Origin of the sequence: Terrimonas ginsenosidimutans (genome assembly GCF_022012415.1) — a bacterium.
In the GTDB taxonomy this organism is placed as follows: domain Bacteria; phylum Bacteroidota; class Bacteroidia; order Chitinophagales; family Chitinophagaceae; genus Terrimonas_A; species Terrimonas_A ginsenosidimutans.
This window is the reverse complement of the sequence record NZ_JAKLTR010000005.1, coordinates 156,417-181,750: the sequence shown is the minus strand read 5'-3', so window position 1 is coordinate 181,750 and position 25,334 is coordinate 156,417. Positions and strand designations below refer to the sequence as shown.

General features: G+C 46.9%; 19 protein-coding genes. 10 read left to right on the top strand and 9 right to left on the bottom strand.

Translation table 11 applies throughout. From position 1 onward, the window contains the following. Positions 1-59: 59 nt before the first annotated feature. From LZZ85_RS09755 to tsaE, 4 genes are all read right to left on the bottom strand, one after another. Entirely contained in the window at positions 60-2,288 is a 2,229-nt protein-coding gene (locus LZZ85_RS09755; protein WP_255724047.1) for a monovalent cation:proton antiporter family protein, read from the bottom strand. A 108-nt stretch (positions 2,289-2,396) separates the two neighbouring features. After that, on the bottom strand, positions 2,397-2,768 hold the full coding sequence (locus LZZ85_RS09750) for a hypothetical protein (protein ID WP_237871103.1): 372 nt from the start codon (positions 2,766-2,768) through the stop codon (positions 2,397-2,399). 155 nt (positions 2,769-2,923) lie between these two features. Further along, the gene (locus LZZ85_RS09745) at positions 2,924-4,138 is read right to left on the bottom strand and encodes an alanine dehydrogenase (protein WP_237871101.1); all 1,215 of its coding nucleotides are present in this window, start codon (positions 4,136-4,138) and stop codon (positions 2,924-2,926) included. Between the two features lie 255 nt (positions 4,139-4,393). Further along, on the bottom strand, positions 4,394-4,834 hold the full coding sequence (gene tsaE / locus LZZ85_RS09740) for a tRNA (adenosine(37)-N6)-threonylcarbamoyltransferase complex ATPase subunit type 1 TsaE (protein ID WP_237871099.1): 441 nt from the start codon (positions 4,832-4,834) through the stop codon (positions 4,394-4,396). Positions 4,835-4,954: 120 nt separating this feature from the next. Here tsaE and LZZ85_RS09735 point away from each other — a divergent pair, with 120 nt between their 5' ends. From LZZ85_RS09735 to LZZ85_RS09715, 5 genes are all read left to right on the top strand, one after another. Continuing rightward, complete coding sequence (locus LZZ85_RS09735; RefSeq protein ID WP_237871097.1) at positions 4,955-7,102, top strand: heavy metal translocating P-type ATPase; 2,148 nt, start codon at positions 4,955-4,957, stop codon at positions 7,100-7,102. 232 nt (positions 7,103-7,334) lie between these two features. Further along, complete coding sequence (locus tag LZZ85_RS09730) at positions 7,335-9,242, top strand: RecQ family ATP-dependent DNA helicase (protein WP_237871095.1); 1,908 nt, start codon at positions 7,335-7,337, stop codon at positions 9,240-9,242. A 190-nt stretch (positions 9,243-9,432) separates the two neighbouring features. Then, entirely contained in the window at positions 9,433-9,702 is a 270-nt protein-coding gene (locus LZZ85_RS09725; protein WP_237871093.1) for a hypothetical protein, read from the top strand. A gap of 521 nt (positions 9,703-10,223) precedes the next feature. Then, positions 10,224-11,033, top strand: a complete 810-nt coding sequence (locus LZZ85_RS09720; RefSeq protein WP_237871091.1) for a helix-turn-helix domain-containing protein — start codon at positions 10,224-10,226, stop codon at positions 11,031-11,033. A 260-nt stretch (positions 11,034-11,293) separates the two neighbouring features. Beyond that, complete coding sequence (locus tag LZZ85_RS09715; RefSeq protein WP_237871089.1) at positions 11,294-12,949, top strand: serine hydrolase domain-containing protein; 1,656 nt, start codon at positions 11,294-11,296, stop codon at positions 12,947-12,949. A gap of 140 nt (positions 12,950-13,089) precedes the next feature. Here the strand turns inward: LZZ85_RS09715 and LZZ85_RS09710 are convergent, their stop codons facing one another. Then, positions 13,090-14,643, bottom strand: a complete 1,554-nt coding sequence (locus LZZ85_RS09710; protein WP_237871087.1) for a helicase HerA-like domain-containing protein — start codon at positions 14,641-14,643, stop codon at positions 13,090-13,092. Positions 14,644-14,965: 322 nt separating this feature from the next. On the opposite strand from LZZ85_RS09710, the gene LZZ85_RS09705 reads away from it, so the two are divergent. From LZZ85_RS09705 to LZZ85_RS09695, 3 genes are read left to right on the top strand one after another with little or no spacing between them, the layout of a single operon-like run. Then, entirely contained in the window at positions 14,966-15,262 is a 297-nt protein-coding gene (locus tag LZZ85_RS09705) for a hypothetical protein (RefSeq protein ID WP_237871085.1), read from the top strand. 35 nt (positions 15,263-15,297) lie between these two features. Beyond that, positions 15,298-15,645 (top strand): DUF2975 domain-containing protein, encoded by a 348-nt coding sequence (locus LZZ85_RS09700; RefSeq protein WP_237871083.1) that lies wholly within the window; start codon positions 15,298-15,300, stop codon positions 15,643-15,645. Between the two features lie 4 nt (positions 15,646-15,649). Then, positions 15,650-15,883, top strand: a complete 234-nt coding sequence (locus LZZ85_RS09695; RefSeq protein WP_237871081.1) for a helix-turn-helix domain-containing protein — start codon at positions 15,650-15,652, stop codon at positions 15,881-15,883. A gap of 15 nt (positions 15,884-15,898) precedes the next feature. Here the strand turns inward: LZZ85_RS09695 and LZZ85_RS09690 are convergent, their stop codons facing one another. Further along, entirely contained in the window at positions 15,899-16,270 is a 372-nt protein-coding gene (locus LZZ85_RS09690) for a co-chaperone GroES (RefSeq protein ID WP_237871079.1), read from the bottom strand. Between the two features lie 264 nt (positions 16,271-16,534). Here LZZ85_RS09690 and LZZ85_RS09685 point away from each other — a divergent pair, with 264 nt between their 5' ends. Beyond that, the gene (locus tag LZZ85_RS09685) at positions 16,535-17,230 is read left to right on the top strand and encodes a response regulator transcription factor (RefSeq protein WP_237871077.1); all 696 of its coding nucleotides are present in this window, start codon (positions 16,535-16,537) and stop codon (positions 17,228-17,230) included. Between the two features lie 134 nt (positions 17,231-17,364). On the opposite strand, the gene ruvB is transcribed toward LZZ85_RS09685, so the two are convergent. From ruvB to LZZ85_RS09670, 3 genes are all read right to left on the bottom strand, one after another. Then, positions 17,365-18,399 (bottom strand): Holliday junction branch migration DNA helicase RuvB, encoded by a 1,035-nt coding sequence (gene ruvB / locus LZZ85_RS09680; protein WP_237871075.1) that lies wholly within the window; start codon positions 18,397-18,399, stop codon positions 17,365-17,367. Between the two features lie 206 nt (positions 18,400-18,605). After that, the gene (locus LZZ85_RS09675) at positions 18,606-19,304 is read right to left on the bottom strand and encodes a peptidoglycan DD-metalloendopeptidase family protein (RefSeq protein ID WP_237871073.1); all 699 of its coding nucleotides are present in this window, start codon (positions 19,302-19,304) and stop codon (positions 18,606-18,608) included. A gap of 86 nt (positions 19,305-19,390) precedes the next feature. Then, the gene (locus tag LZZ85_RS09670) at positions 19,391-23,914 is read right to left on the bottom strand and encodes a GEVED domain-containing protein (RefSeq protein WP_237871071.1); all 4,524 of its coding nucleotides are present in this window, start codon (positions 23,912-23,914) and stop codon (positions 19,391-19,393) included. Positions 23,915-24,157: 243 nt separating this feature from the next. Here LZZ85_RS09670 and LZZ85_RS09665 point away from each other — a divergent pair, with 243 nt between their 5' ends. After that, positions 24,158-25,183, top strand: coding sequence for a hypothetical protein (locus tag LZZ85_RS09665; RefSeq protein WP_237871069.1), 1,026 nt, complete (start codon positions 24,158-24,160; stop codon positions 25,181-25,183). Positions 25,184-25,334 lie beyond the last annotated feature (151 nt).

The following is a 25,334-nucleotide window of genomic DNA, read 5'->3' as shown; positions in this document are numbered from 1 at the left end:
GCGTATCCGGGTATTGATCTGCGGAATCGGCGGAAAACTTACGCCACGCAAATCAAGGCCTATACGAGCTGTTTTGACTTCTGCAGGGAAAGCAATCTCAATTTATCTCCCACTACCCAAACCGTATCACCAGACCTGATCACATAAGACGAATCTGGGTTAACGACACGCCCCTGTTCGTTTTCGATACCCACCACAATGCCATGTATTTTTTCCCTGATCTCACCCTCGCGGATATTCTTATTGGCAAAAACAGAGTTTTCTGTAACGGTGAAATGCTCAAGCACCACTTCCACAGGTTTCTTTTCAACGATCAGCAATCGCGCAGATTCCATGTCTGTACGGAACTGGACGATCTGATCATCCGTTCCTATAATAAACAATACATCACCTGGAAATACAAGCTGACTTCTCTTTGGTGTATTGATAATGGTATTCCCCCTTTCAATAATGGCGACGTTTATCCCATATTTCTCCCTCCACCCGAGTTCCAGCAAGCTTTTGCCAACGCCAGGCATATCGGCTGTGAGTACAAACTCCGCCATGTGCGCATCCCAGGGCGCCAGAAGATCCTGCTTGGCCTTCTTTTCTTCCCGTTCATTATAGTTTGCCAAAAATCTTTCGCGGATCCGGCTGTACAGGTATTGAATACGCTTGCTTAGAACGATCAGCAATGATAACATTCCGATCGTGACAATAAAGGCCACCTGCGGCGAAAAGAAACGATCCAGCAAGAAACCGATCAGGAAGATCGCAATGGCTGTCCTGAACAATTGCAACAGCAGCATACCCGTCCGGTATTTATTCTGACTGACAAATTTTTGTACAAGATCCTTACGATGCTGTTTTATCGCAAGCGACCAGAGAAAGGGAGCCATGAAAGCAAGAGTACAGATAGCTCCGATAACCGTTGTCCAGGTATTGTCTCCCAGCCTCGTCCGGGTGAACGGAAGCAAATAATGCGAAGAAAGCATTACGATCGCGGTGGTGATCACCGAAACAAGTATTGTATTCACCATCCCTGAACGTACATAGACCTGCCATTCAGTACTGTTGGAGATCGACTGGGACCGGCTGCTGTAGCGGTGGATGGCTGTTGTCCATGACGCGGGCAATTTTTTCTGTAGCCATTCATATAATCGCTCAGACATCTTGATCATATATGGCGTCGTGAAGGTCGTGATCGCAGATACGGCAACTGCAATGGGGTAAAGAAAATCGCTGGTTACTTTCAACGTCAGACCAAGTGTCGCAATAATAAAGGAGAACTCGCCGATCTGCGACAAACTCATCCCTGCCTGTACGGAAGATTTCAGCGGCTGGCCAGAGATCAACGCACCTGCAGTTGTACTAAGCGCCTTTCCAATGATCGTCACCACGGTGATCAATACAACAGGAACGGCGTATTTAGCCAGCATCTGTGGATCAAAGAGCATCCCCACAGATATGAAGAAGACCGCACCGAAAAGGTCTTTCACCGACTTAATAAGATGTTCAATTTTCTCAGCATACACCGTTTCCGCCAGGATAGAACCCATGATAAAGGCGCCGAGGGCGGGAGAAAAACCTACGATCGTTGCCAGCCAAACCATCAGGATACAAAGTGACAGAGATGTGATCAGCAACATTTCATCATTCATGAATTTCTTCGTCTTCCGTAAGAATGTTGGAAGGAAAAATATGCCCGAGACAAACCAAAGCACGAGGAAGAAAACGAGTTTGGCTACAGACATCAGCATATCCATACCCGCAAACTGTGCACTTACGGCAAGCGTGGATAATAATACAAGCAGAACGATCGCCACCAGATCCTCCACAATAAGGATCCCAAAAACCAGGCTCGCGAATTTGTGACCTTTCACTCCAAGTTCTTCAAATGCGCGGATGATAATAGTTGTAGAGGAGATACTCAGTACACCACCGAGAAAGATACTATCCATTCTCGACCATCCCATCAATGACCCCGCCACATAGCCGATCATCAGCATGAATACTACTTCCACCACCGCCGTTACAGATGCCGGCGTACCTACTTTCAAGAGTTTTTTAAAACTGAATTCCAGCCCAAGACTGAATAACAAAAAGATCACCCCGATCTCTGCCCACACTTTGATATTCTCCGTTTCAACAACGGTCGGGAAGATCGAAAAATGCGGGCCTACCAAAAAACCGGCAATGAGATAACCCAATACCAATGGTTGTTTCAACCACTTAAAAATTATCGTAATAACTGCAGCCGCGCCTAGTATAAGTCCAAGATCTGATATCAAATGTGGTAAATGGATCATCGTCGTGATTTACGCTTTAACAAAAAACATTAATCCCATCAGTATTGTTGAGTATCGGATCGCATACTCCATCTTCCTTGCCGGAAGAGCTGTCCTGAATAAAACGACCTACCAGAAATAATGAGACGGAAAAAGATGCAGAAGATATCCGTTAGGCACCTGAGCATCGGGTACCGCGATAGTTTCTGATTCCTCAGGGAAATCAATAACCGGCACATATTCTCCTGCCTGTAAGGGGATCACCTGCGAGCAGCAGGCACAATGAATATTATAAACGGAAGAACAGATCTCATCCGGACAGTTGCTGCCAGGATACGCTGTATCGGAACTTATCTTAAAATAAAGGGATCTGACTTTTAGATCGCAGGCTGTTAAGCTTTTCTTAACAGCATCTTTCGCCGACCTGCGATTCGCCATCCCGGACAGCGAGAAAAGAATGAATACAACAAACAAAAGATATGTGGTAATCCATTTTTTCATTGTCGCGAATGTACGAAAAAAGGGAGAATCGACCACTGAAGACGAACCTCAGACGAGCGTTACGAGGTTGCCTCAGGGAAAACATTGTATTTCGCCCCGCCGCGTATCGTTGCGTCCGCCGCGTTCCCCTACACCGATCGAAGATGCGTTGCTACCTATCGCTGACTCGCTATCAGCAGGTTCAGATCCGTATATTTAAGATCAAAACGTTCGCTGAGATAGAAGTTTGTGAGCGCACCCTTAAACATATATATCCCGCTTCTCAAATGAACGCGGTGCCATACCAGGTTCTCAAAACCGCCTTCCTCACCGGCCTCAAGCAATAACGGCATCAGGACATTACTGATAGCATGAGAAGCCGTTCTCGCAAATCCTGAAGGAATGTTCGGAACACAGTAATGGATCACCCCGTATTTCATGAAAATCGGGTGTTCATGACTGGTAATTTCTGAGGTTTCAAAACAGCCGCCACGATCGATGCTGACATCGATCACCACCGAACCGGGACGCATATTGCTCACCATCTCTTCTGTCACGACCATTGGCGTACGGCCGGTTTCGGAACCGAGCGCACCAACAGCCACTTCACAGGTCTTCAACTGTTTGGCCAGCATCCGTGGCTCGATCACGGAGGTCCATAAACGATGCCCGATATTATTCTGCAGTCGCTTCAAGCGGTAAACACTATTGTCAAACACTTTTACAGACGCACCAAGTGCCAGGGCAGCCCTTGCGGCATACTCACCAACTATACCGGCACCTATAATGATCACCTTTGTAGGAGCGATACCCGAGATCCCGCCGAGAAGAACCCCTTTTCCGTGGTTAGCAGAACTCAGGTACTGTGCCGCGATCAGCATTACCGCACTACCCGCAATCTCACTCATGCTTCGTACGATGGGATATGAATCACTGTCGTCTTTCAGATTTTCAAATGAAATAGCCGTAACTCTTTTTTCCATCATCGACTCAAGGATCTCCGCCTTCAGAACCGAAAGATGGATAGGAGAAATGATCACCTGGCTTTGCTGTATCAACGGAAGATCTTCTTCAATGATCGGTGCGCTTTTTACGAGGATCGGTGCTTTAAAGACCTCAGCCCGGTCGTAAACGATCCTTGCACCCGCTTCGCTGTAATCTTTATCGCGATAATGGGAAGCGTCGCCCGCATTGTGCTCGATCACCACCTGGTGGCCATTGCTAACGAGTACGCTCACCGCATCCGGCGTAAGGGCTATCCTGTTTTCCTGGAAAGCGATCTCTTTGGGGATGCCAATCATCATTCCTTCCGCTTTCGGCTTGATGTCAAGCGTTTCTTCTAGGGTTTCGTAGCTGAAGGAAGTACTTATCCGGGGTTTTTGCTGGCTCATGAAGGGTTGGTTATTGCCATTTAAGGCCGGCTTCAAAAATACTTAATTCCTGTTGATTATGAGCGGAAGGAAAAGATGCTTTAGTTAACAAATTTTCCGGGAGAGGAACGGAGCCGTTATCCGTTGTCCGTTCACCGTTGTCCGTTGTCCGGACGTCCAATCGCTAAAGTCTTTTTAGAATCGTTGGGTTTAGTATACCGAAGAAATGCCGTAATTCAGCGTTTTCGTCCCGTGAATCCTGTCAACGGACAACGGTCAACGGACAGCGGATAGGTCAACGATCCTCATACGGCGCGTCACCGAATCGACCACACTGATATATACGTGCACCGTATTCTCCGGGAAAATACCTGGCGCCCTTTCAGGCCATTCGACCAGGCTGATATGATCGCTGTAAAGACAGTCCTCCACCCCCGCACGGATCGCCTCTTCCTCATCCCGCAAACGGTAAAGATCGATATGGAAGATCTTGCCCGTGCCCGTACCTGCAGTTTCAAAGGCATATTCATTGATGATCGAGAAGGTCGGGCTGCCTACAACGTCCTTCACTTTTTTAGCCTCACAGAGCGCATGAACAAGCGTCGTTTTTCCCGCACCCATCTCACCATGAAGCGCAAATACTCCGACGCCGTCAAACGATTTCCAAAACTGTGTTGCAATTTCGGCAATGGTTTCCAGCGAATAAATAAACTCCATAACGCAAATGTAAACGAATAGCAACCTTGTTGCCAATATATTACAAGCTTACTTACCCCCGGCGTTCTAAATTTGCAGAACAAGCAAACACCATTTTTTGTTATAAGAACAATTCGACTTATGGAAAAGATTCAATGGAAAGTAGATGGAATGGATTGCTCCAGCTGCGCCCTCACTATCCGGAAATACCTGGAAAAAGAAGGCATGAAGGACGTACGCGTCAACTTTGCCACCGGTGACGTAAGTTTCAATCTCGATGATCAGCATAAAACGGCCGGATTAAGCAAAGGCATCAATGATCTCGGCTATAAAGTGGCCGCCGATGGACACGGCGCTCATGCCGGACATGGGCATGAACACGAAGAGAATTCCGGTCACGGTTTTCTATCCACCCATCTTCAACGATTCTGGTTCTGCCTCCCCTTTACTGCCATTCTTTGGTTACACATGATACCCGGATTGCATTTGCACTGGCTGATGAACCCCTGGGTTCAACTGGGCCTTTCCCTGCCGGTATTCATTGCCGGTATGCTATTCTTCGGAAAAAGCGCCTGGAAAAGCCTGCGGAACGGCTATCCTAACATGAATGTACTCGTTGCCATCGGCGCTGCCGCTTCATTTGTATATAGCCTTTATGGCACATTGACCGGCCAGGCACAGGATTACATGTTCTACGAAACCACGGCAACGATCATTACATTAGTGTTTCTGGGCAATTATCTCGAGGATGCCTCCATCGCCTCCACTCAACGCGCCCTGAAAAAGCTTGCCGTTAACCAAAAGGTAATGGCAAACATGCTCACATATGATGATCAGCATGAAGAACATATTTTCCCTATCGAAAGTGATCAGCTTCATTCCGGCGACCTGATCCTGATCCGTACAGGTGAGCAGGTTCCGGCCGACTGTAAAATATTATGGGGAGAAGCCGACGTGAATGAAGCCATCATCACCGGCGAAAGCGTTCCCCTACATAAAATAAGTAAAGACAGCCTGATCGGTGGATCGATCATCGAAAACGGATCCGTTAAAGCTCAGGTAACAGCAGCCGGAAAAGACACCGTACTGGCCGGCATTGTCAATCTCGTAAAAGAAGCACAGGGGGAAAAGCCACCCGTACAGCAGCTGGCCGATAAGATCAGCGCCATCTTTGTTCCGGTCGTATTGAGCCTCGCTGCCATCACCCTGATCGTTAACTGGATCGTTCTCGGAGAATTCACACCTTCCCTCATGAGAGCCATCGCGGTACTGGTGATCGCCTGCCCCTGTGCGATGGGACTGGCCACACCTGCCGCTATTGCCGTTGGAGTTGGTCGCGGTGCCAGAAACGGTATCCTTTACCGCAACGCTACCAGCCTCGAACTGTTCAAAAACATCCGGCAGGTAGTATTTGATAAAACAGGAACACTGACGACCGGCAAATTTATCATCAGCAATTTCAAGATACTGGAGGAGAGTATCTCAGAAGAGGAATTCAAACGCATCGTTTATTCGCTGGAGAAATATTCCAATCACCCGATCGCGAAAAGCGTAACCAGCGAATGGAAGATGAAGAATGAGATCAGGTTCAAAACGATCGATGAGATCAAAGGATTGGGCATGCAGGCAGCAGATCGCGATGGCAACCTGTATCAGGCAGCTTCTTACAAAGCAGCTGCCGCTCTTACAAAAGAGGATTCACATAATATCTATATCATCAAAAATGATCAGCTGATCGGTTGGCTTGATGTCAAAGATGAAATAAGACCTGAAGCAAAACCCATTATCGCTTACCTGCAGGCAAAAGGGATCAAAACGATCTTACTGAGTGGTGATAGAAAAGCAAAAGCAGAAGAACTTGCAAAGGAACTGGGTATTGAAGAAGTGATCGCGGAGCAAACACCAGCGCAAAAACTGCAGATCATTACAGAGAAAAGCGCCGCCGTTCCAACCGCGATGGTCGGAGATGGGATCAATGATGCCCCCGCACTCGCAAAAGCAACCGTCGGCATTTCCATGAGCGACGCTTCACAGATGGCGATGCAAACGGCACAGGTAGTACTAATGAATCACGGTCTGAAAAAACTCCCCATGGCGCTGGGCCTTGGCAAACACACTTACACAACGATCAAACAAAACCTGTTCTGGGCGTTCGCCTATAACGTGATCGCCATTCCAATCGCCGCACTTGGGTTGCTGAAACCCGGGTTTGCCGCTCTGGTAATGGGACTGAGTGATGTGGTGCTGGCCATTAACTCCGGAAGACTGTATGTAAAGAAGGTAGAATAACGGTGACAAAACCGTCTGACCGGGGAAAAACAACATTTCGTTTATCGGTACAATATTTAGCTTTATCCGATCAACCCTTGTATTGAAACCAGCATAAATTCAAACATCGCAGGTTTCCGCTGGTAAACGCTGATCAGGAACAGACATGCAGTAAATTTCATCCGGTTCACCCATACATGCGTATCTGCGCCGGCATCTGCGTAACAGCTGCGGGAACTTTCAGGCCGAAATAATGAGTCTTCACGAAATACTTAAAGAATATTGGGGATACGATCAGTTCCGCCCGTTGCAGCAGGAGATCATGCAGGCTGTGTTGGATGGAAAGGATTCACTTGCGCTGATGCCCACCGGTGGAGGCAAATCGCTTTGCTACCAGGTGCCGGCAATGGCAATGGATGGCGCCTGCCTCGTCGTATCTCCCTTGATCGCCCTGATGAAAGACCAGGTGGAAAGCCTGCGCCGGCGCGGCATCACGGCATTTGCGATCTATTCCGGCATGAAGCGAAAGGAAGTGATCAATACACTGGAGCTTGTAACAGCAAGCAACTGCAAGTTTCTATACGTATCGCCTGAACGGTTGGAAACATCCCTGTTCAAAGAGTACCTGCCCGGGATGAATATCAACCTTGTTGCCGTTGACGAAGCACACTGCGTATCACAATGGGGATATGATTTCAGACCATCGTATCTCCGGATCGCGGCGTTGCGGGAAGAACTGCGCGAGATTCCCATACTTGCACTCACCGCATCGGCTACACCGGATGTTCAACAGGATATAATCGACAAACTCCAGCTGAAAAAACCAGCTGTATTCAGACAATCATTCGAACGACCAAACCTTTCCTACAGTGTATTTGAAGTAGATTCAAAGATCAATAAGGCTATTGAAATTCTAAGTAAAATACAGGGCACCAGCATTGTTTATTGCAAAAGCAGGAAGCGCACGCAGGAGATCAGCGATCTGCTACAATTGCAGGGCATCTCCAGCGATTATTACCATGCGGGACTATCACAGGAAGAACGCAGCCGTAAACAGGAGGGCTGGATCAAAAACACCATTCGCGTCATCGTCTGCACAAACGCATTCGGCATGGGGATCGACAAACCAGATGTTCGCACCGTGATCCATGCGGATATTCCCGACTGCCTTGAAAACTACTACCAGGAAGCCGGAAGAGCCGGTCGCGATGGAAAACCGGCCTTTGCCGTCCTGCTGTATTCCCCAAAGGATCTTGAGGAATTACAGGAGCTCACCTCTCGCCGTTTTCCAACTATTGAAGAGATCAGGCAGGTGTATCAGAGTGTGGCGAATTACCTGCAACTGGAAGCAGGAACAGGATTGGGTAATTATTATGATTTTGATCTGGCCGACTTCAGCCGTAAATTCAAGCATGACAGTTTTACATCCCTGTATGCGTTAAAAACGCTTGAACAGGAGGGATGGCTTTCTGTAAATGAACAGGTGTTTCTTCCGTCCACCGTTCAGTTCAATGTAACCAAAAGCTATCTCTATGAATTTGAAGAATCGCATCCCGCACTGGATCTGACGATCAAAGCTTTGTTACGCACCTATGAAGGGATCTTCGACTACACCTGTTTTATTTCTGAATTGCTGCTCGCCCAACTTTTGAACATGGATCAGGAAGAAGTAAAACGGCAACTGAAACAGCTTGATGCCGCCGGGATTATCATTTACTCCGAAAGAAAAGATACTCCCCAGATCTATTTTCTGCGTAACAGGGTCAGAACAGAAACCGTCACGGTCAATCAACAGCAATACCAGGCGAGAAAAGAAACAATGGAGAAAAGGATCAGGAAGATGATGTCTTATGTGCAGGAAGAAAGTGAATGCAGAAGTAAGCTGATCGGGGTTTATTTTGGTGACAGGGAGATCAAAGAATGCGGCATCTGTGATAATTGTTTAAAGCGGAAAAGAGCCTCCCTTACCAGTGAAGAATTCTCCACCATCCATCAGCGCATTCTGAATTTTATACAGGAAGATCCTGTCGAAGTAAAAGCCCTCCTTGAACATCTGCAGGATTTCAGAAAAGAGAAAGCCTGGAAGGTGATCGAATTTATGCAGGCAGAAGACAAATTACAGATCGGGAAAGATGGCAGGGTCAGACTGTCACGCAGATAAGTTGCTTGCTGGGAGTGTTGGGGGTATAGGTTTCAGAGGTTTCTTAGGATTCTGAAGTTTCAGGGGTTCCAGAGGTTTCAGAGGTTTCAGAGGTTTCAGAGATTCCAGGGGTTCAGAGGTTGATATGCCGCAAAAGGCTTAGTAAGTTCGGGGGTTCAATGCCTTCCCGGGGCGGGTTAATATACCCGTCGTGCGCTACGATCCTTTGGCCGCTGCGCGCGCCAGGACACGTTCACTTCCGCGCGCGCTGATTCATTCATTGCCGCGCGCGCAGGGCACAAATAGGCATACGACAGCAACCGCATTGCTACGTTTGACTGTCGTCGCCCATTTTTCAATTGTATCATTCCACATTTCCTATCTCATTCTTCCTCTTTTTAATCCTATCAACAATAAAAAAAACGCACCGCCCTTTTCAGGACTGCCCTCCTCCACCAGTCCTGAAAATGACGGTGACTAAGAAATTTCTCTGTTGTAAAGATCGCTTTAGGCCAAAGCGAATCCATGGGAAAAAGACAGTGTCTCGCGGGAAAATAACGGAAGTATGGCGGTGAATAGACGACCGCTAACGTAAGCCAAAGAATTCCATCCCCCGACTTTACAGCTGATCCATGAATTGTCCTACACAGATCAACCTCCCAATTGTCTGTGTCCTTATCCCATGTCCCCAAAAACCCGCCGATCCTGCCGGAGCCCCGGAACTGCCTCTTCTGACCACGGCTTTTTCTGTTCTGGAAGCTTATCTGCCCATCCATAAACAAGCTTTTCATTCACCTGGAAAGGACGCCTGATCAGGCAGTAAAAGGCAGTAAAACTATTGATTGACGGATATAAGCATATACACCCCCGGGGTAAGGATCACACCGCCTGGTGATGATAACCGGATAACGACCAACTTCTTCAGGGCAGTTCATATCCTTTAATTTACCGTCCGTAAACAATCTTAGGGAAATCCATCCCTGATCTGCTTTTTTTGTATCAATGGAGCTTCTAAAGACCGGACAATTCTTCGGGCAAACCAATCAGCGAACTCAGTTAAACGGGTTAACGATCACTGATACGGAATACACGCACGATAAAGTTGACTGGCATCATCATGAAAGTCCCTACTTCACTTTTATTCTGCAGGGCGCTGTACTTGAGGGGAATAAAAAAGACACTTACCATTGCGCAGCAGGCTCCCTGTTGTTCCACAATTGGGAGGACGCACATTACAATATCAAACCTCCCGGATTCACACGGGGATTTCATATCGAGATAGATGATCACTGGCTTCGTCAATTTGATATAAACCTCCATAATATCCAGGGCAGCACAGCGATCAAAGATCCGCAGGTGAAACTTTCATTTTATAAGCTGTTTAAAGAAAGTAAAATGAATGACGCAGCGAGTCAGGTGGCAATTCCTTCATTATTGATCAACTGCCTGGAAGAAATGAAGAACACACAGCTATATACTTCTGCAAAAGCTCCCGGATGGATAAAAACACTAAGGGAACTTTTGCATGACCAGCCGTTACAGGTTTCGTCCCTATCCTTTTTATCTGGTGTACTGGGCATTCATCCTGTGCATATATCGCGGTATTTCCCTTTTTATTTTGGCTGCACACTGGGCGAATATTTAAGAAAGATCAAAACCGAACGCTCTTTGGGGATGTTAGGTGACAGGCAAAAATCACTGGTGGAAATTGCGCTGGATTGCGGGTTTTCCGACCAAAGCCATTTCAACAGATGCTTCAAGGAAAATGTAGGGATCACACCAAAAGCCTACAGAGCACTTTTTGTCCGTTGACCAATGACCGTTGTCCGTTGACAGATGGTCGTTGACCGATGGTCGCATTGGGATTGAAGTTGTTGCTACTGGTGGGTATAGGTTATTGCGCCTAATGTTCTTTGTATTTTCGGCCATCGGCCATCGGCCATCGGACAACGGTCAACGGTCAACGATCATCCGTCAACGGACAAAGAATCATAGCGGCAATGGTCTGATGTTAATTTCGTTCTATACCAGCCTCTCTGTGAACAGTACATTTGAGCCTGATTCTAATAAATATGAAAGCATTACTAGCAAGCCTGGCAGGGGTTTTTCTTGTCATTAATTATTCCTGGGCTCAAAATATTGTTTCCCCGGACGAAATCGTCAATCCTCTCCACCGGCAGCACTCTGGTAAAATTGTTTTTCTATCCAGCGCTTTAACCCTGGAAGAGACCAGGCAGTCTCACCTGCTCGATTCATTCGTTCTGAAGGAAGGGAATGACCTGAGCATTCGGTTATTCATGCACAACTCGCTGACCAATTATCTTCATCAACTTGATGGCTCAGCTTCCGCAGAACAACTGCTCAGGCAAGGTAATTTTCAATTTCGCTTTTATGTAAATGAAAAATTGATCTATACAGAGAACCTGAGTACCGGCGCAGGAACTGCACAAGGAAAAAACCAATGGACAACACTTCGTATCCCGCTGATCAGTGCAGCCGGAGAGGACTCATGGGGAAGATATCTCTGGATGCGTTTTTATTATGCCAATGATGGCGCAGACGCTCTTGTGGAAGGTAAGCAAACTCTAAAAATTGAAGTCCGGCCATATCTGAGATCAGGCAGCGATATCAGAACTGGTGAGATCATTGCAAGCGGAGAAATTGACGTTATCACACCGGCAGTATTGTTGACACAGGAAGAAATTGCGCTACAACCTGTTAAAGCTGCCAGTGGCTGGCCTATCTCAAAAGAAAAGATCAACCAGGCCCTTATCCAAAAGCTTAATCAAAAAATCGCTTCGAAACGATTTAACAACATCACCAGCATTATTGTTATAAAAGACGGCAGATTACTGCTGGAAGAATATTTCAATAACGCCATCAGAAATACATTGCATAATACGAGATCAGTCGGAAAGTCTTTCGCATCTACGATGATGGGAATGGCAATAAGCGATGGTCATATCAAAGATGAAAATCAGCAGCTCGGCCGGTTCTACAACCTGAAGGAATTCGCGAACTATACACCTGCAAAGGATAGTGTGCCTCTGAAAAGCCTGCTGACCATGAGCTCAGGATTTGACGGGTCTGATCAGGATGCAAGCTCTCCAGGCAACGAAGAGAATATGTATCCCACGGATAACTGGGTCAAATTCGCACTGGACCTGCCTATGAATAGCAACAAGAGAAATGGCGCACAATGGGATTATTTTACCGCAGGCGTCGTGCTCCTGGGAGACATCCTGGACAAAAATGTTCCCGGCGGCCTGGAGAAGTATGCAGCGGCACGTCTCTTCGAACCATTGGGTATTAAAGATTACAAATGGCAGTACACCCCACAAAAAGTGCCCAATACTGCCGGTGGTCTTGCGCTACGCTCACTCGACCTTGCAAAATATGGTCAACTCTATAAGAACAACGGACAATGGAACGGAAAACAAATTCTCCCAAAAGAATGGATCGGCAAAAGCTTTACAAGTTATTTCCCGGAGGATAAAAACCTGAAGGGCTATGGATATTTATTCTGGAAAGAAACATTTGACCTGAACGGAAAAACGTACGAAGCTTTCGGTTGTAGCGGGAATGGAGGCAATAAAGTGTATGTATTTAAAGAGCTGTCCTTGGTAATTGTAATTACAGCAACCGCTTACAATAAACCCTATGCACATCCGCAGGTGAAAAAGATCATGAATGAGTACCTGCTACCAGCAATCACTGTCAAAGATTAAGTGCGATCATGCAATTATTACTACTATTGCTATAAGCAGCCAGCTTATAAATTCTCACTTACCATCTCAGGGTCTTACCCATAACAATTAAGATGGTAAGTGAGAAAACTGGATTTTGAAATCTGCAGGCTTATCCTTACTTAAAACAAACTTCGCTTTCTGCCCCGTCCGCCCAATCCGAGCGCTCCGAGTAAACCACGGATGATGGTGTTGCCAGCAGTGCGTGTCATGCTCTTCACCGTGGGATCATCGAAGAAACCTTTCTCTTTCTGTGCGGGTTTTTTCTTTTCCTCTTTAGCCTGCTCAGCTTGTTTCTTTGCCTCTTCGGATTTTTCAGCAGCTTCATTGAGTTTATCTGTGAGGATCTCGTAAGCACTATGGCTATCGACCACCTGATTGTATTTTGCAGCTATTTTTGATTTGCTGACGATCGTATCGATCTCCGGATCAGTAAGTATATCCATCCGGCTTCTTGGTGAGGTAAGCATACAATGCACCAGCGGTGTAGGGATCCCTTTTTCATTCAGGATGGTCACCAGGGCTTCACCGATCCCGAGCTGCGTGATAAGGTCTTCGGTTTTATAGAATGCCGTTTCAGGATAGTTTTCCGCAGTCTGTTTGATCACCTTTCTATCCGCCGCAGTAAATGCACGCAATGCATGCTGGATCTTCAGTCCTAATTGTGCGAGTACAGATGGCGGAACATCCATGGGGTTTTGCGTACAGAAGTAAATACCTATTCCTTTGGAACGGATCAGCTTTACGATCGTTTCGATCTGTTGCAAAAGCGCAGCACTTGCTTCCTGGAAGATGAGGTGTGCTTCATCGATGAACAATATTAGTTTTGGCTTATCAAGATCTCCTTCTTCTGGAGAACTGGCGTACAGTTCCGCAAGCAACTGCAACATAAAGGTGGAGAATAGTTTGGGTCTGTCCTGCAGATCAGTCACTTTCACAATAGACACAATGCCCCGCCCATCATCACTGATACGCATGAGATCATCTACTTCAAAACTTCTTTCGCCAAAGAATACATCCGCTCCTTGCTGTTGCAGTTCGATCACTTTGCGCAGGATAGTGCCCGTAGAAGTAGTAGATATCTTGCCATAGATCTTTTCCAGTTCAGCTTTTCCTTCATTACTGACGTATTGAAGCACTTTGGTGAAATCTTTCAGATCGAGCAGTGGCAGCTTACTGTCATCACAGTATTTAAATATCATTGCGACAAGGCCCCCCTGTGTATCATTCAATCCGAGGATCTTGGACAAAAGAACCGGTCCGAACTCGCTGACCGTTGCGCGAAGGCGCACGCCTTTTTGCTGGCTGAGCGTAAGCAGATCGACAGGATAGGCTGATGGCTTATATTCCATGTTCAGCTTCTGATATCGCTCTTTGATCTTATCGTTTGTGGCGCCTTCAGCTGCGATCCCGCTGAGATCGCCTTTTATGTCCATCAGCAAGACGGGAATGCTTGCATCACTAAGGCATTCTGCCAGCACCTGAAGGGTTTTTGTTTTGCCGGTTCCGGTTGCACCGGCGATCAATCCATGCCGGTTGAGAGTGCGGAAGGGAACCATCACGTCAGCACCTTCCACGGCCTGCCCGTCCAACATAGCGACTCCTACTTTAAAACTTTCGCCCTTGAATGTATAACCTGATCTAACGGTATCGAGAAACTGCTTTGCATCAGCCATATAGAAAATTTGAGGGAAAGTTACAGGATTGACCAATGTGACGAGCAGGAAACAAAAGATTAGGGACCTGAAAAATGAAGGAAGAAAAAATTATTGTTCAAAGCTATCATTTATTGTTTATCAATAAATATTATGTATTTACCGACATAGTTTCAGACTTTAACTATTAAAGCGGACATCCGGACAGTTCAGGTCTATCTTATTGCCTTTTTGCTTTCTCATCTACATCACGGATTATCATCCGGGCAGAATGCATTCATACGACCCACCCAGCCCGGATCTTTTGGTGGAAGATTCTACCCTGTTTGTCGAATACCGGACAATGAAAGCAAAAACGGATCGGCAGGATGCCTGGCAGCGTCGCCGGATCAACTTGTTCGGCGGAGGATTCGGAATCGGCCCATTTACATTATGGAAAACAGAAGAATGTGACACTTGTGAAAACTTTCGATCAGATGCTAAAAGCGCCGAAAAATACTACTTCGGGTTGAAAGGTTTTTATCTGAATGATGAAGAGAGTGTCAACCAGTTCTTTGAAAACAAAATTACTATGTTGCCAAACACCAGACCCGCTTCAAATTCGATCCGGATAAACCACAGCAATCCGGAGAGTTATTGACCTCAACAAAAAGCACTCATAAGACACTGACGGTCGTGGGATACATTTTTCTGGGGATCGGCATCATTTTATTCCTCCTCATATTGCGCCCCGTCCATGTGCTGATGAACATCGCGAATGGAAAGGCTTTCGTTGAGGAAAATCACCGGATGCTTCGCTTATCAGGTTCTGTCATCATTGAATTTCTCCCATTTTCATTTCTCGCTGAAGTGAGCATTCTGCAGATATACCGCGGATCTATTCCTTCCGGTCTCGAATACCCGCTCTGGGAAAATCTATATGAAAAAAGAAAGGGTTTTGTAGTTGGTATTGCGCTATTATTGCTGGCGGCCGCGTTTAAGAAAGGCTATGAATTAAAAGAAGAACAAACACTTACTGTCTGACCAGATGCCCATTGTTGTAAACCTCGATATCATGCTTGCCAAACGTAAAATGTCACTTACTGAATTAAGTGAACGTGTTGGCATTACCATTACCAATATGAGCATCCTCAAAAGCGGGAAAGCAAAGGCTATCCGGTTTTCGACACTGGAAGAGATCTGCAAAACACTTGCATGTCAGCCGGGAGACATACTTGAGTATATGAATGAATCGGATTACAAAAAACTGATGCATTTATAAAGTGAATAACACGGATCAGAGCTCCTCTTCCCGCTCCAGCATCAGCACAGCGCCCTGTGGCACGATGAAGTATCGTTCATTCTCATACATGACTTCCGTCGCTCCACTCACCAGGAATATCGCCAGGTCCCCTTCTTTCGCCTGCAAAGGCACATACTTCACTTTTTCTTCTTCGCCTTTCCAGGCCTCTTCTTCCACAGGCCCGGGAATAGCATACCCCGGCCCGGTCTTGATCACATAGCCCTGCTGCACCTTCTCTTTTTCCTGCATACCAGGCGGAAGATACAGACCACTTGCTGTCTGCTCATTTTGCTTTGTCGGCTTAATCAGTAAGCGGTCACCAATGACTATGAGTTTTTTGAGACGGTTATCGGGAGTGATGTGCATGGCCATTTGATTCGAAGTAGAACGCAAATTTAGCAAATCCGAACCTTTTTCCATCTCTCCGATGCGGACGCGGCAACCAAAAATCTCCGGCCTGTCGCAAACGCCCTTTAGCAAAATATTTGCATGTGGCGCAGCCCGGCCATCGGCATCAACCATCAGCTATCGATCTCTATCAATGATTAACAAATAATTATTTACCTTCATCCAGCTTTGGCAAATGATTTACTTTTATTTGTCCTCTTATAAGTATTAAACTAGCATAAAATGGAACCAAAGAAACCGAAAATCTTATTGTGTGAAGATGATCCGAACCTGGGAAGCGTGCTGAAAAATTACCTGGAGCTGAATGATTATGATGTGACGCTGGAAAGAGATGGCCGGCTGGGGCTTGCAGCTTTTCAACGTGAAAAATTTGAACTCTGCCTGCTGGATGTGATGATGCCGAATATGGATGGTTTTACACTGGCTGAGGAAATCAGGGATGTCGACCCCGATATTCCTTTGTTCTTCCTTAGCGCAAAAACCATGAAGGAGGATATTATCCAGGGCTATAAACTTGGCGCAGATGATTATATCACCAAGCCTTTCGACAGCGAAGTATTACTCCTGAAAATAAAAGCGATCCTCAAAAGAAATGATGAGATCAATAAGGAAACAGAAAATAAGGAGTTCGATCTTTCAACTTACCACTTCAATCCGAAGCTTCGTCAGCTCACCCACAAAGGCGTCACTCAAACACTTTCTCCAAAAGAAAATGAGCTGCTGAAAATGCTGGCGGAACACCTGAACGATCTGTTGCCAAGGGACCAGGCGCTGAAAAAGATCTGGGGCAGCGATACGTATTTCAACGGAAGAAGTATGGATGTGTATATCGCGAAACTTCGCAAGTACCTGAAAGATGATCCGAAGATCGAGATCGTGAACATTCACGGAAATGGATTCAGACTGGTTGTGCAATAACAACCGCTATAAAACAGGAAGCCGGCTACACGATGTAAGCCGGCTTCCTGTTTTATAGCAATTTTTATGACAACCTGGATCACCTCAACAGGCACCGATGGTCATTCGGCACTTGTGGTTTATTTCCCCATAGCTCAGGAGAAAAGCAGGTTGGTATTACCGCCCGGATTGAACGTTTTTCCCAAATGCTCGTACGCTTTTCTCGTCACTTCCCTTCCTCGCGGAGTCCGTTGAATAAATCCTTCCTGAATCAGGAAAGGTTCGTATACTTCTTCCAGTGTGCCCGGCTCTTCCCCAACAGCTGTTGCAATGGTCGTGATCCCGACTGGCCCACCTTTGAACTTATCGATGATCGTGCTGAGGATCCGGTTATCCATATCATCAAGACCATGTTCGTCAACATTCAGCGCGCGCAATGCATGTTGTGTAATTCCCAGATCGATCTCGCCATCGTTCAAAACCTGGGCAAAATCCCGCACACGACGGAGCAGCCCATTGGCGATCCTCGGTGTAGCACGGCTGCGTCTGGCAACTTCCGTAACAGCTTCATCGGAGATCTCAACACCAAGTATGCCGGCAGAACGATGAATGATCTTATGTAAGGTGGCTGCTGAATAGTATTCAAGTCGCGATTTAATGGCAAACCTGGAAAGCAATGGCGCAGAAAGCAGTCCACTCCTCGTCGTTGCCCCGATCAGCGTGAAAGGATTAAGACTGAGCTGTATGCTTCGTGCATTAGGGCCTGAATCGATCATGATATCGATCCGGTAATCTTCCATCGCTGCGTACAGATATTCCTCTACGACTGTACTAAGGCGGTGTATCTCATCGATAAAAAGAACATCATGAGGTTCAAGACTGGTAAGTAATCCGGCAAGATCGCCGGCCTTTTCAATGACCGGCCCGGATGTTTCTTTGATATTTACACCCAGCTCATGCGCGACAATGCGTGAAAGGGTTGTTTTTCCCAGCCCGGGAGGGCCGTGGAAAAGCACATGATCAAGAGCCTCTCCTCTTATTTTAGCAGCTTTGATAAAAATGCGGAGATTCTCTATTACCTGCGGTTGTCCGGCAAAGTCATTTAAATGCGAAGGCCTGATGTTATTCTCAAACTCTTTATCAGCTGCACTTAGTCCACCTTTCTCCGGATTTAAATTTGAATTCGCCATGGCGTAAAATTAGGGAAATCTGAGGTGATCGGAAGGCAGGGTTCGATGGTGGTCGATGCCAGTGCGCCAGGGGCTGATGACCGAATGACCTGCTTATAGTTGTTCTCTACCATTTCCGGAACTTAGCGGTGTAATGTTCTATGCAATAACGATTGCGGCACCGGCCGGCGATCGCCCGTTGGCCAACTGCCATTGAACCCCGGATATCAACCCAAAAACTTATTCATCCCCAGGATCCATTCCGGATCCGGAGAATTCTTCAACCATTTCTCCCGCTCAGAAAATTTACAGACCCCGGGATAGTCGCCTTTCCAGTCGCCCATATCCAATATCAGCTGAAAATGCAGGTGCGGTGGCCATTGACCGTTCTCGTGAGGAATGCCAAACGCTGCAAATACTTCGCCGGCTTTGATCAGTTGACCTTCCTGCAGACCTCTCAGTGAAGCGAGGTTCAGGTGCCCATACAAACTATAAAATACAAATCCGTTCAGTTGATGTGAAAGAATGATCGTTGCTCCATAATCGCCAAACTGATCATTGAATGCGAAACTATGCACCACGCCATCAATGGGCGCCATTACGGCTGTATGGGGCTTTCCCCAGATATCGGTACCAAGATGTAAACGGCGGGGTTCTTCAGATGGTATAGCTGCGTCAAATACTTTACTGCGACTGTAAACTGTTCTGTGTTCATTGTATCCGCCGATACCGTAGCGTGCTCCGGCTGCATCCAGTTTATGTGAAATATAGTTTGAGAACACTGGTGTGTCTGCCAGTATTTCTGCGGTCAGATCTTTATTGGCATCAGTAAAATCCAATTGCAGCAGGCTGTCTGAAGACGGATCAAACGGGATGACCTGTTCAAATGAATTTGCATGAATATGCATTACTTCTTCAAAGCTCATTTGATAAAGCTAAGAGGAAAGGATCAAAGAAAATAAAAAAGCATCCGCCTGGGCGGATGCTTCGAAAGTATGGATTAAGACATCAGTTATTTCGTAATAATAACCGGGAAAGTTTTATCGGACGTTCTTACACCACCGTCATAATAGAATTGAACCATGTATGAACCTGCAGGCAACATCGTAAGATCAACTGGAACAACCCTTCCGAATGAGAGGTTGGTCAGCGTGCGGTTATGAACCAGCAGGCCAGAAGTTGTATACACACGCATGTTAAGGTTGTTATACAAGACACTATTGATCCGGATATTTAATTGACCACGGGTCGGGTTCGGGTACAGGATCACCGCATCGTCACGCAGTAGGCGGACTCTTTCAGGGCAATCTTCCACTTTCGCCACAACTCTGGTAGTGGAAACACAACCAGCCGCATTTGTATAGCGATAGGTCAGCGGATAAGATCCAACCGCTGTTGCTGCTGGAATGAATACGTTGCCGGACACGCCGGTTCCACTCCATGTTCCGCCTGAAGGCGTTGCAGACAGCTGTACCTGCTCATCGCTAAGGCAGATCTTAGCAGGCCAGTTTGCCAGTACATTCAATGGTTTAACGGTAACAGTGCTGCTGCTTGAGCAACCAGCCGCGGATGAGGTAACCGTATAGGTAACTTCTGTTGCAGGATTTGCGTACAATGCATACGCATTGGTGCCTGCCACGTACGGAACCGTTCCCGCAGCGTCTGTGAACAGTCCCGTTGCCGGAGACCAGGTCACAGTAGGATGAGGGAATCCATAAGTTACAATGATCGACCAGGATACAAGCGTACCGGCATCCCCTGATACCCTGTCTCTCAGACCGAGTGTCCATGTTCCATTTCCAACATTGAACAGATCACTGAAGGCTGCTGCATTGGAGAGCATGCCAGTCGGACCAACGTTCGCGATTGCATCCGGTCTGTATGTGTTGGTATAAGGTGCCCCGGAAGCAGGAATAGGTGTTGTAGATGCAGAGCTGATCGTGGTATTAACAAAGTTAACACCGCCTCCGCCTTTTGCATTGATCAGGTTAAGCACCCTTCCATTTGGAGCTCTGAGATTAATGGTCAAATCGCTTATCCATGTATGATTCACGTTCAATACAACTCTTACACCGGTTACCTGTGCGCCAGCCGGAATACCGGTAACATTAAGCGAGTTGGTAACGCCCGTTGCCAGGTTATCAGGAACTGCCACCGTAATGGCACCTGTGGTAACGGCAGGCATTTCAACAGAAGCCGGAGGAGCCGCCGCGAACTGCGTAGTGATCTGCGCACAATTCTGCGGAGCCGCTGGTGTAAATATCGCCGCTACCGGCGTCGGATTCACATATATAGATGTGGCATAAGAATCATTCGCGTTTTCGGAATCATTCGGGTTGGTCACTTTGAATAATATATTGTGCAGACCCGCAGCAAAATTAAATGCCGGCAGCGGCACCTGCAGCGTATCACCAGGAGCGATCGTTCCTGTGTTAACAGTTGCGGTAAGGGTATTAGTCGCCGCACCCGTGATCTCTGCCGTTACCGTGATCGGGTAAGTAGCCAGGTTCAACGGTGTGAGGTTATAGTTCACGACTTTGGCCGTCATCACAAAATTGTTTGCAGGACATGTCGGCAACGTTTCTTTAATCGAAGGAATACCGGCATCCACAACAGGAGACAGGCGAACACTTATATCATCCAGATACAGGAATCCCTGGTCTTCCGCAGATTTTGCATGGAAGCCGAAGTAGTAAACGCCGGTGGCAGCAGGCGTGATGTCAATACGTGCCGAATCCCATGGGGTGGCAACGGCAGTATTGATATTATTATTCTGCCAAACCGCTTGCGTCATCGCAGATGGATGCGCAGAAGTTCCATATTTCACTTCCAGTTGTTCGATAAATACAGGACCATTGGACGCCTTATAATAGAACTTCAGACGATACTTGGTACCACCGGTAAGTTGCAGACCTTGCAGGAAGAACCAGTCATCCGCACCACGTGCAGTGTTGGCCGCATCATATATATAACGGAGCGTTCTTGTCGGAGACACGTATGTGTCTGGTGAAGTTCCTGCCGCAATGATATATTGCCCGCCCGTTGTATTAGGAACCGGACCACTGCTTCCATTCGCATCAAAGATGCTGGTGCAGGATGGATAGCCAACTGGCGCTGTTGCATTTTCGAAGTTGACCAGGTATGGAACAACAGTTGGTGAGCACAATGTCCGGACAGTAGTCACTGCATTCATACTGAATTCAGCGCCACCACCGCAGTTTTGTCTTACATAGATCTCATAGTTGGTATCAGGTGTTAACCCTGTAATGACCACGGGTGAGCTGGTAACACCAGGAACGATCGTACCTCCGCCAGCTGTTGCTCCTGTTCCCGGAGCGAAACCCGCAGGCCCGTATTCGACCACAAAACTGTTTCCTGAAGAAACGAAAGACACCTCAGCTGTTGTGGACGTTGCACTGAAAGCCTTCAGCTCCAGAGGTGTTGCACAGGATTCTACCGTGATATCATCTACATAGATAAAGGCCTGGTCAGCGTCAGAAAAAGCATGGAATCCTAAGTAATAAACACCGTCAGCTGTTGGGGTGAATGTAACCGTTGCTGTCGCGAAAGGCGACGTAAAGGAGCTGGCGATACCAACTTCCCTGAACAGTGTTCCCAGGGTCATACCGGCAGCGTTAGGAGCGGTACCATACTTCACTTCAAGATTTTCCAAATAATCCGGGCCGTCTGATGCTTTATACTTAAACGATAATGTATAAGTTTTACCACCCGTCAGCGTCAATCCCTGTAAGAAGAACCAATCATCCGCAGGTGTGGATGCATCCCATTCATAACGGATGCTCACTGGTTGTGAAAATGCTGCGTCGCCTCCATCGAAATAAGATTTCCAGCCAGTAGCACCGTTAACATCCTGGATGATCACACATTCAGGCTGATCGGGCTCCAGCGTCGCATCAAAATTCTGAACAAATGGAACGGTCGCAGGATCACAGACAGTTGTAAACAGTATCGGACCTTCCCACATACTCAGATCGCCACTGCCGCAGTCAGATCTTACCCACAGGAAATAAGTTGCACCGCCGCTAAGACCGGTTACTGTTGCGCTTGTTACACCTGCAGCCGTTGTTCCTGCAACAACAAGACCACTGCTTCCGCTTCCACCGGCTCCAAATTGTCTTACTTCCCAGATATATCCATTCGCCGGGTTGGTTGCAGATGCTGCCCAGCTGATCAATTCATCAGTTGGTGATACAGGAAGGGCTATTACATTATGTACAGGAATACATGATGGCGGAACGGTGATCAACAGGCCGTAATCTTCCACTTCACCAAATGAATAACTTTCCTGGCAGGGATTATTCTGGTTAACGGTAAAGAGCGGGAATGTGTCTCCGAACTTGATACGGAGTCTTGTATTCCCGAGTGTGGCAGTCGCAGGTACAGTGAATGTGATCACGTAAGGCGAAGTGTTCCCGCTTTTTGATCCTACATATTCTCCCGGATCAGTGAAATCACCGTCCTGGTTGAAGTCAGCATACACATATGCCACATCACTTGTTTCCCAGGGAGACACACCGGCCTCAATTGTTACTTTGATCGTCTGTCCCTGGAATACTGTCGCTATGTGTGTGGTAGAATAATTACTGTAAGTAGTTGCATCGGTCATATTGCTTACACCTCCGGTGATCGTCACATTACCGATATATTCATAATCCGAATTTCCGGCCTCAGATGTACAATAACAGTCTGCTACTGGTTTTACGCCAACAGAAATTGATGTAGATGGCTCTGATTGCCCATTGCAGGTAATGATGCGGCGATAATGCGTTAGCAGAGTTTGGGCCGCGGTATAATTTGCAGTATTCGCTCCGGCAATATCTGTCCAGGTCGATCCATCAGGCGAGGATTGCCATTGATACGTTATCCCCGTGCCGAATGAAGCTCCGGTGACCGACAGCACAAATGGTATATTAGCGCAAACAGGCCCCGATGGTCCTGCTATGATGCCCCCACCGGGAGGAGTCAGACAGGCGGGTGCTGTTGTAACAGTGATCGTATAGTCTTCAACCTGGCCATAACCAGTGGTAGTAGTAACACAAGGGCCGGCTGAGGCATTGTAATTTTTTACGACCCGCATGCGCGTTGCGCCGCCTGCCGCACCTGCGGGGACAAGGATATCTCCTGTAGCTGCTTTCCCATCAGATCCTGTAGAGTTCGTAATAGTACCGATCAGGTAATGCTCACCGGCATCAGTGAACAGGTTGTTCTTATTCCAGTCGATGTAAACATCTATATACGTAACAAAGTTCCCATTCGTATTACCTTCAACCGTCATAGGGTAGGTCTGCTCCGTTAATACTGTTGTAGTATGCGTGGTACTTGCGCTGAAATCCTCGTAAGCAGGTTGTGAAAGCGGCACACCGGGTGTGCGATTCTGAATAGTGTTTAACTTTACAAAAGTGATCGGCTCCACGTTGGCCGCCGGATAACTTACAGTGCAATACTGTCCGTAAGAAACAATTGTAGTGCCGGCAATAAACAATAATGTAAGGAGAAAAAGGTAAAGCTTTCTCATACGCAGTTTTTGGTAATTGGTTGGGGTATAGATGCAGGGAATCTCCGTCGGACTCCTGTCTGAAGATATTTAATTTTTCGATCACTTCAATTTTTAACCTTTTTTTATTTAGCTGTTTATCCTGCAAAAAGCCGCAGTAAATGCCTGTGTAGTAATGGTTTTTATTTACTCGCTGACCCGCAGTGTGTATGCTGATATACTAGCTTTCCCAAAGTGCCGTTTAGGTAGTATTCCCCGGAAACTATGCAAACACAACGCGTTATCTTCTTTTGCCTGATCTCCCTTCTATACATGGCTACACACCATGCGCAGGCGCAAATGATCACTGGTGTATGGACAGGTAAGATCAACCGCCAGAAAGTGGAAGTCAAGATCATTCAGCGTGGCGACAGCCTGACAGGCACCTCCTATTATGGAACCGCATCGCAGTACAGTCGTTACCGGATCAAAGGATATTTCGATGCCGCCTCAAATGAGGTAGTATGGTGGGATGATCAGCTTCTTGAACAAAAACCAGCTTCTTCAAAAGGGCAGATGGGCCTGCTCTCCCGCGCTGATTTCAACTGCCCCGGTGACGGCAGGATGATGCTTGATGGAAAGACCGGTCCAACAGATAACGATCCCTCTGGTGATGTACATCTCAATAAGACCGATAACACAACCTTTAATGATGAATGGGATTTTGTCATCGATAATTATATGACCGGAGGCAATGACCCCGATGTTATCGACAGTATCGAAGCGCTTACACCAACCCTTACGGCAACGCCGCCATCACTGCCAAAAGAAAAACCCGTGATCGCCAAACCACCAGTCAAAACAGAGATGGTTATGATCCCGTCCCGTCCCGCGGTAGTTCCCGCGTTGAAAACACCATCACCGCCAACACCACAAACTATCGAAGACAAGTTCAGCATCCGGAAAAAAACACTGGTGACTGAAATCCCCGTTACCGGCGATTCCATCGAATTGCGTTTCTATGATAATGCAGAGATAGATGGCGATTCAATCTCCTTGTTCCTCGACGGCAGATTGCTTTACAGAAATATCCGTCTCACCGGCAATGCTTATTCAATAAAACTTGCGGTAAATTCCCTAGATGAAAACAGCGAACTTGTAATGGTGGCGGAAAACCTGGGTTCCATCCCACCGAATACTTCGCTGATGATCGCGGTGGTTGGAGATAACCGCTACGAAGCCAGACTTGAAAGTACAGAAGGAAGCAGTGCAATGGTCAGGTTCAAGAAACCACCTGCATCTGCGAAGTGAGAATGACCTAAGCCACCGGCTTGATAGGTTAAGAGTTCAAAAGTTTAATGTTTAAAGGTTTTAAAGCTGGATAGACTTACCTGTTCAGATACAGGACTAAATCCATTCAACTTTAAAACCTTTAAACATTAAACTTTTGAACTCTTATCTT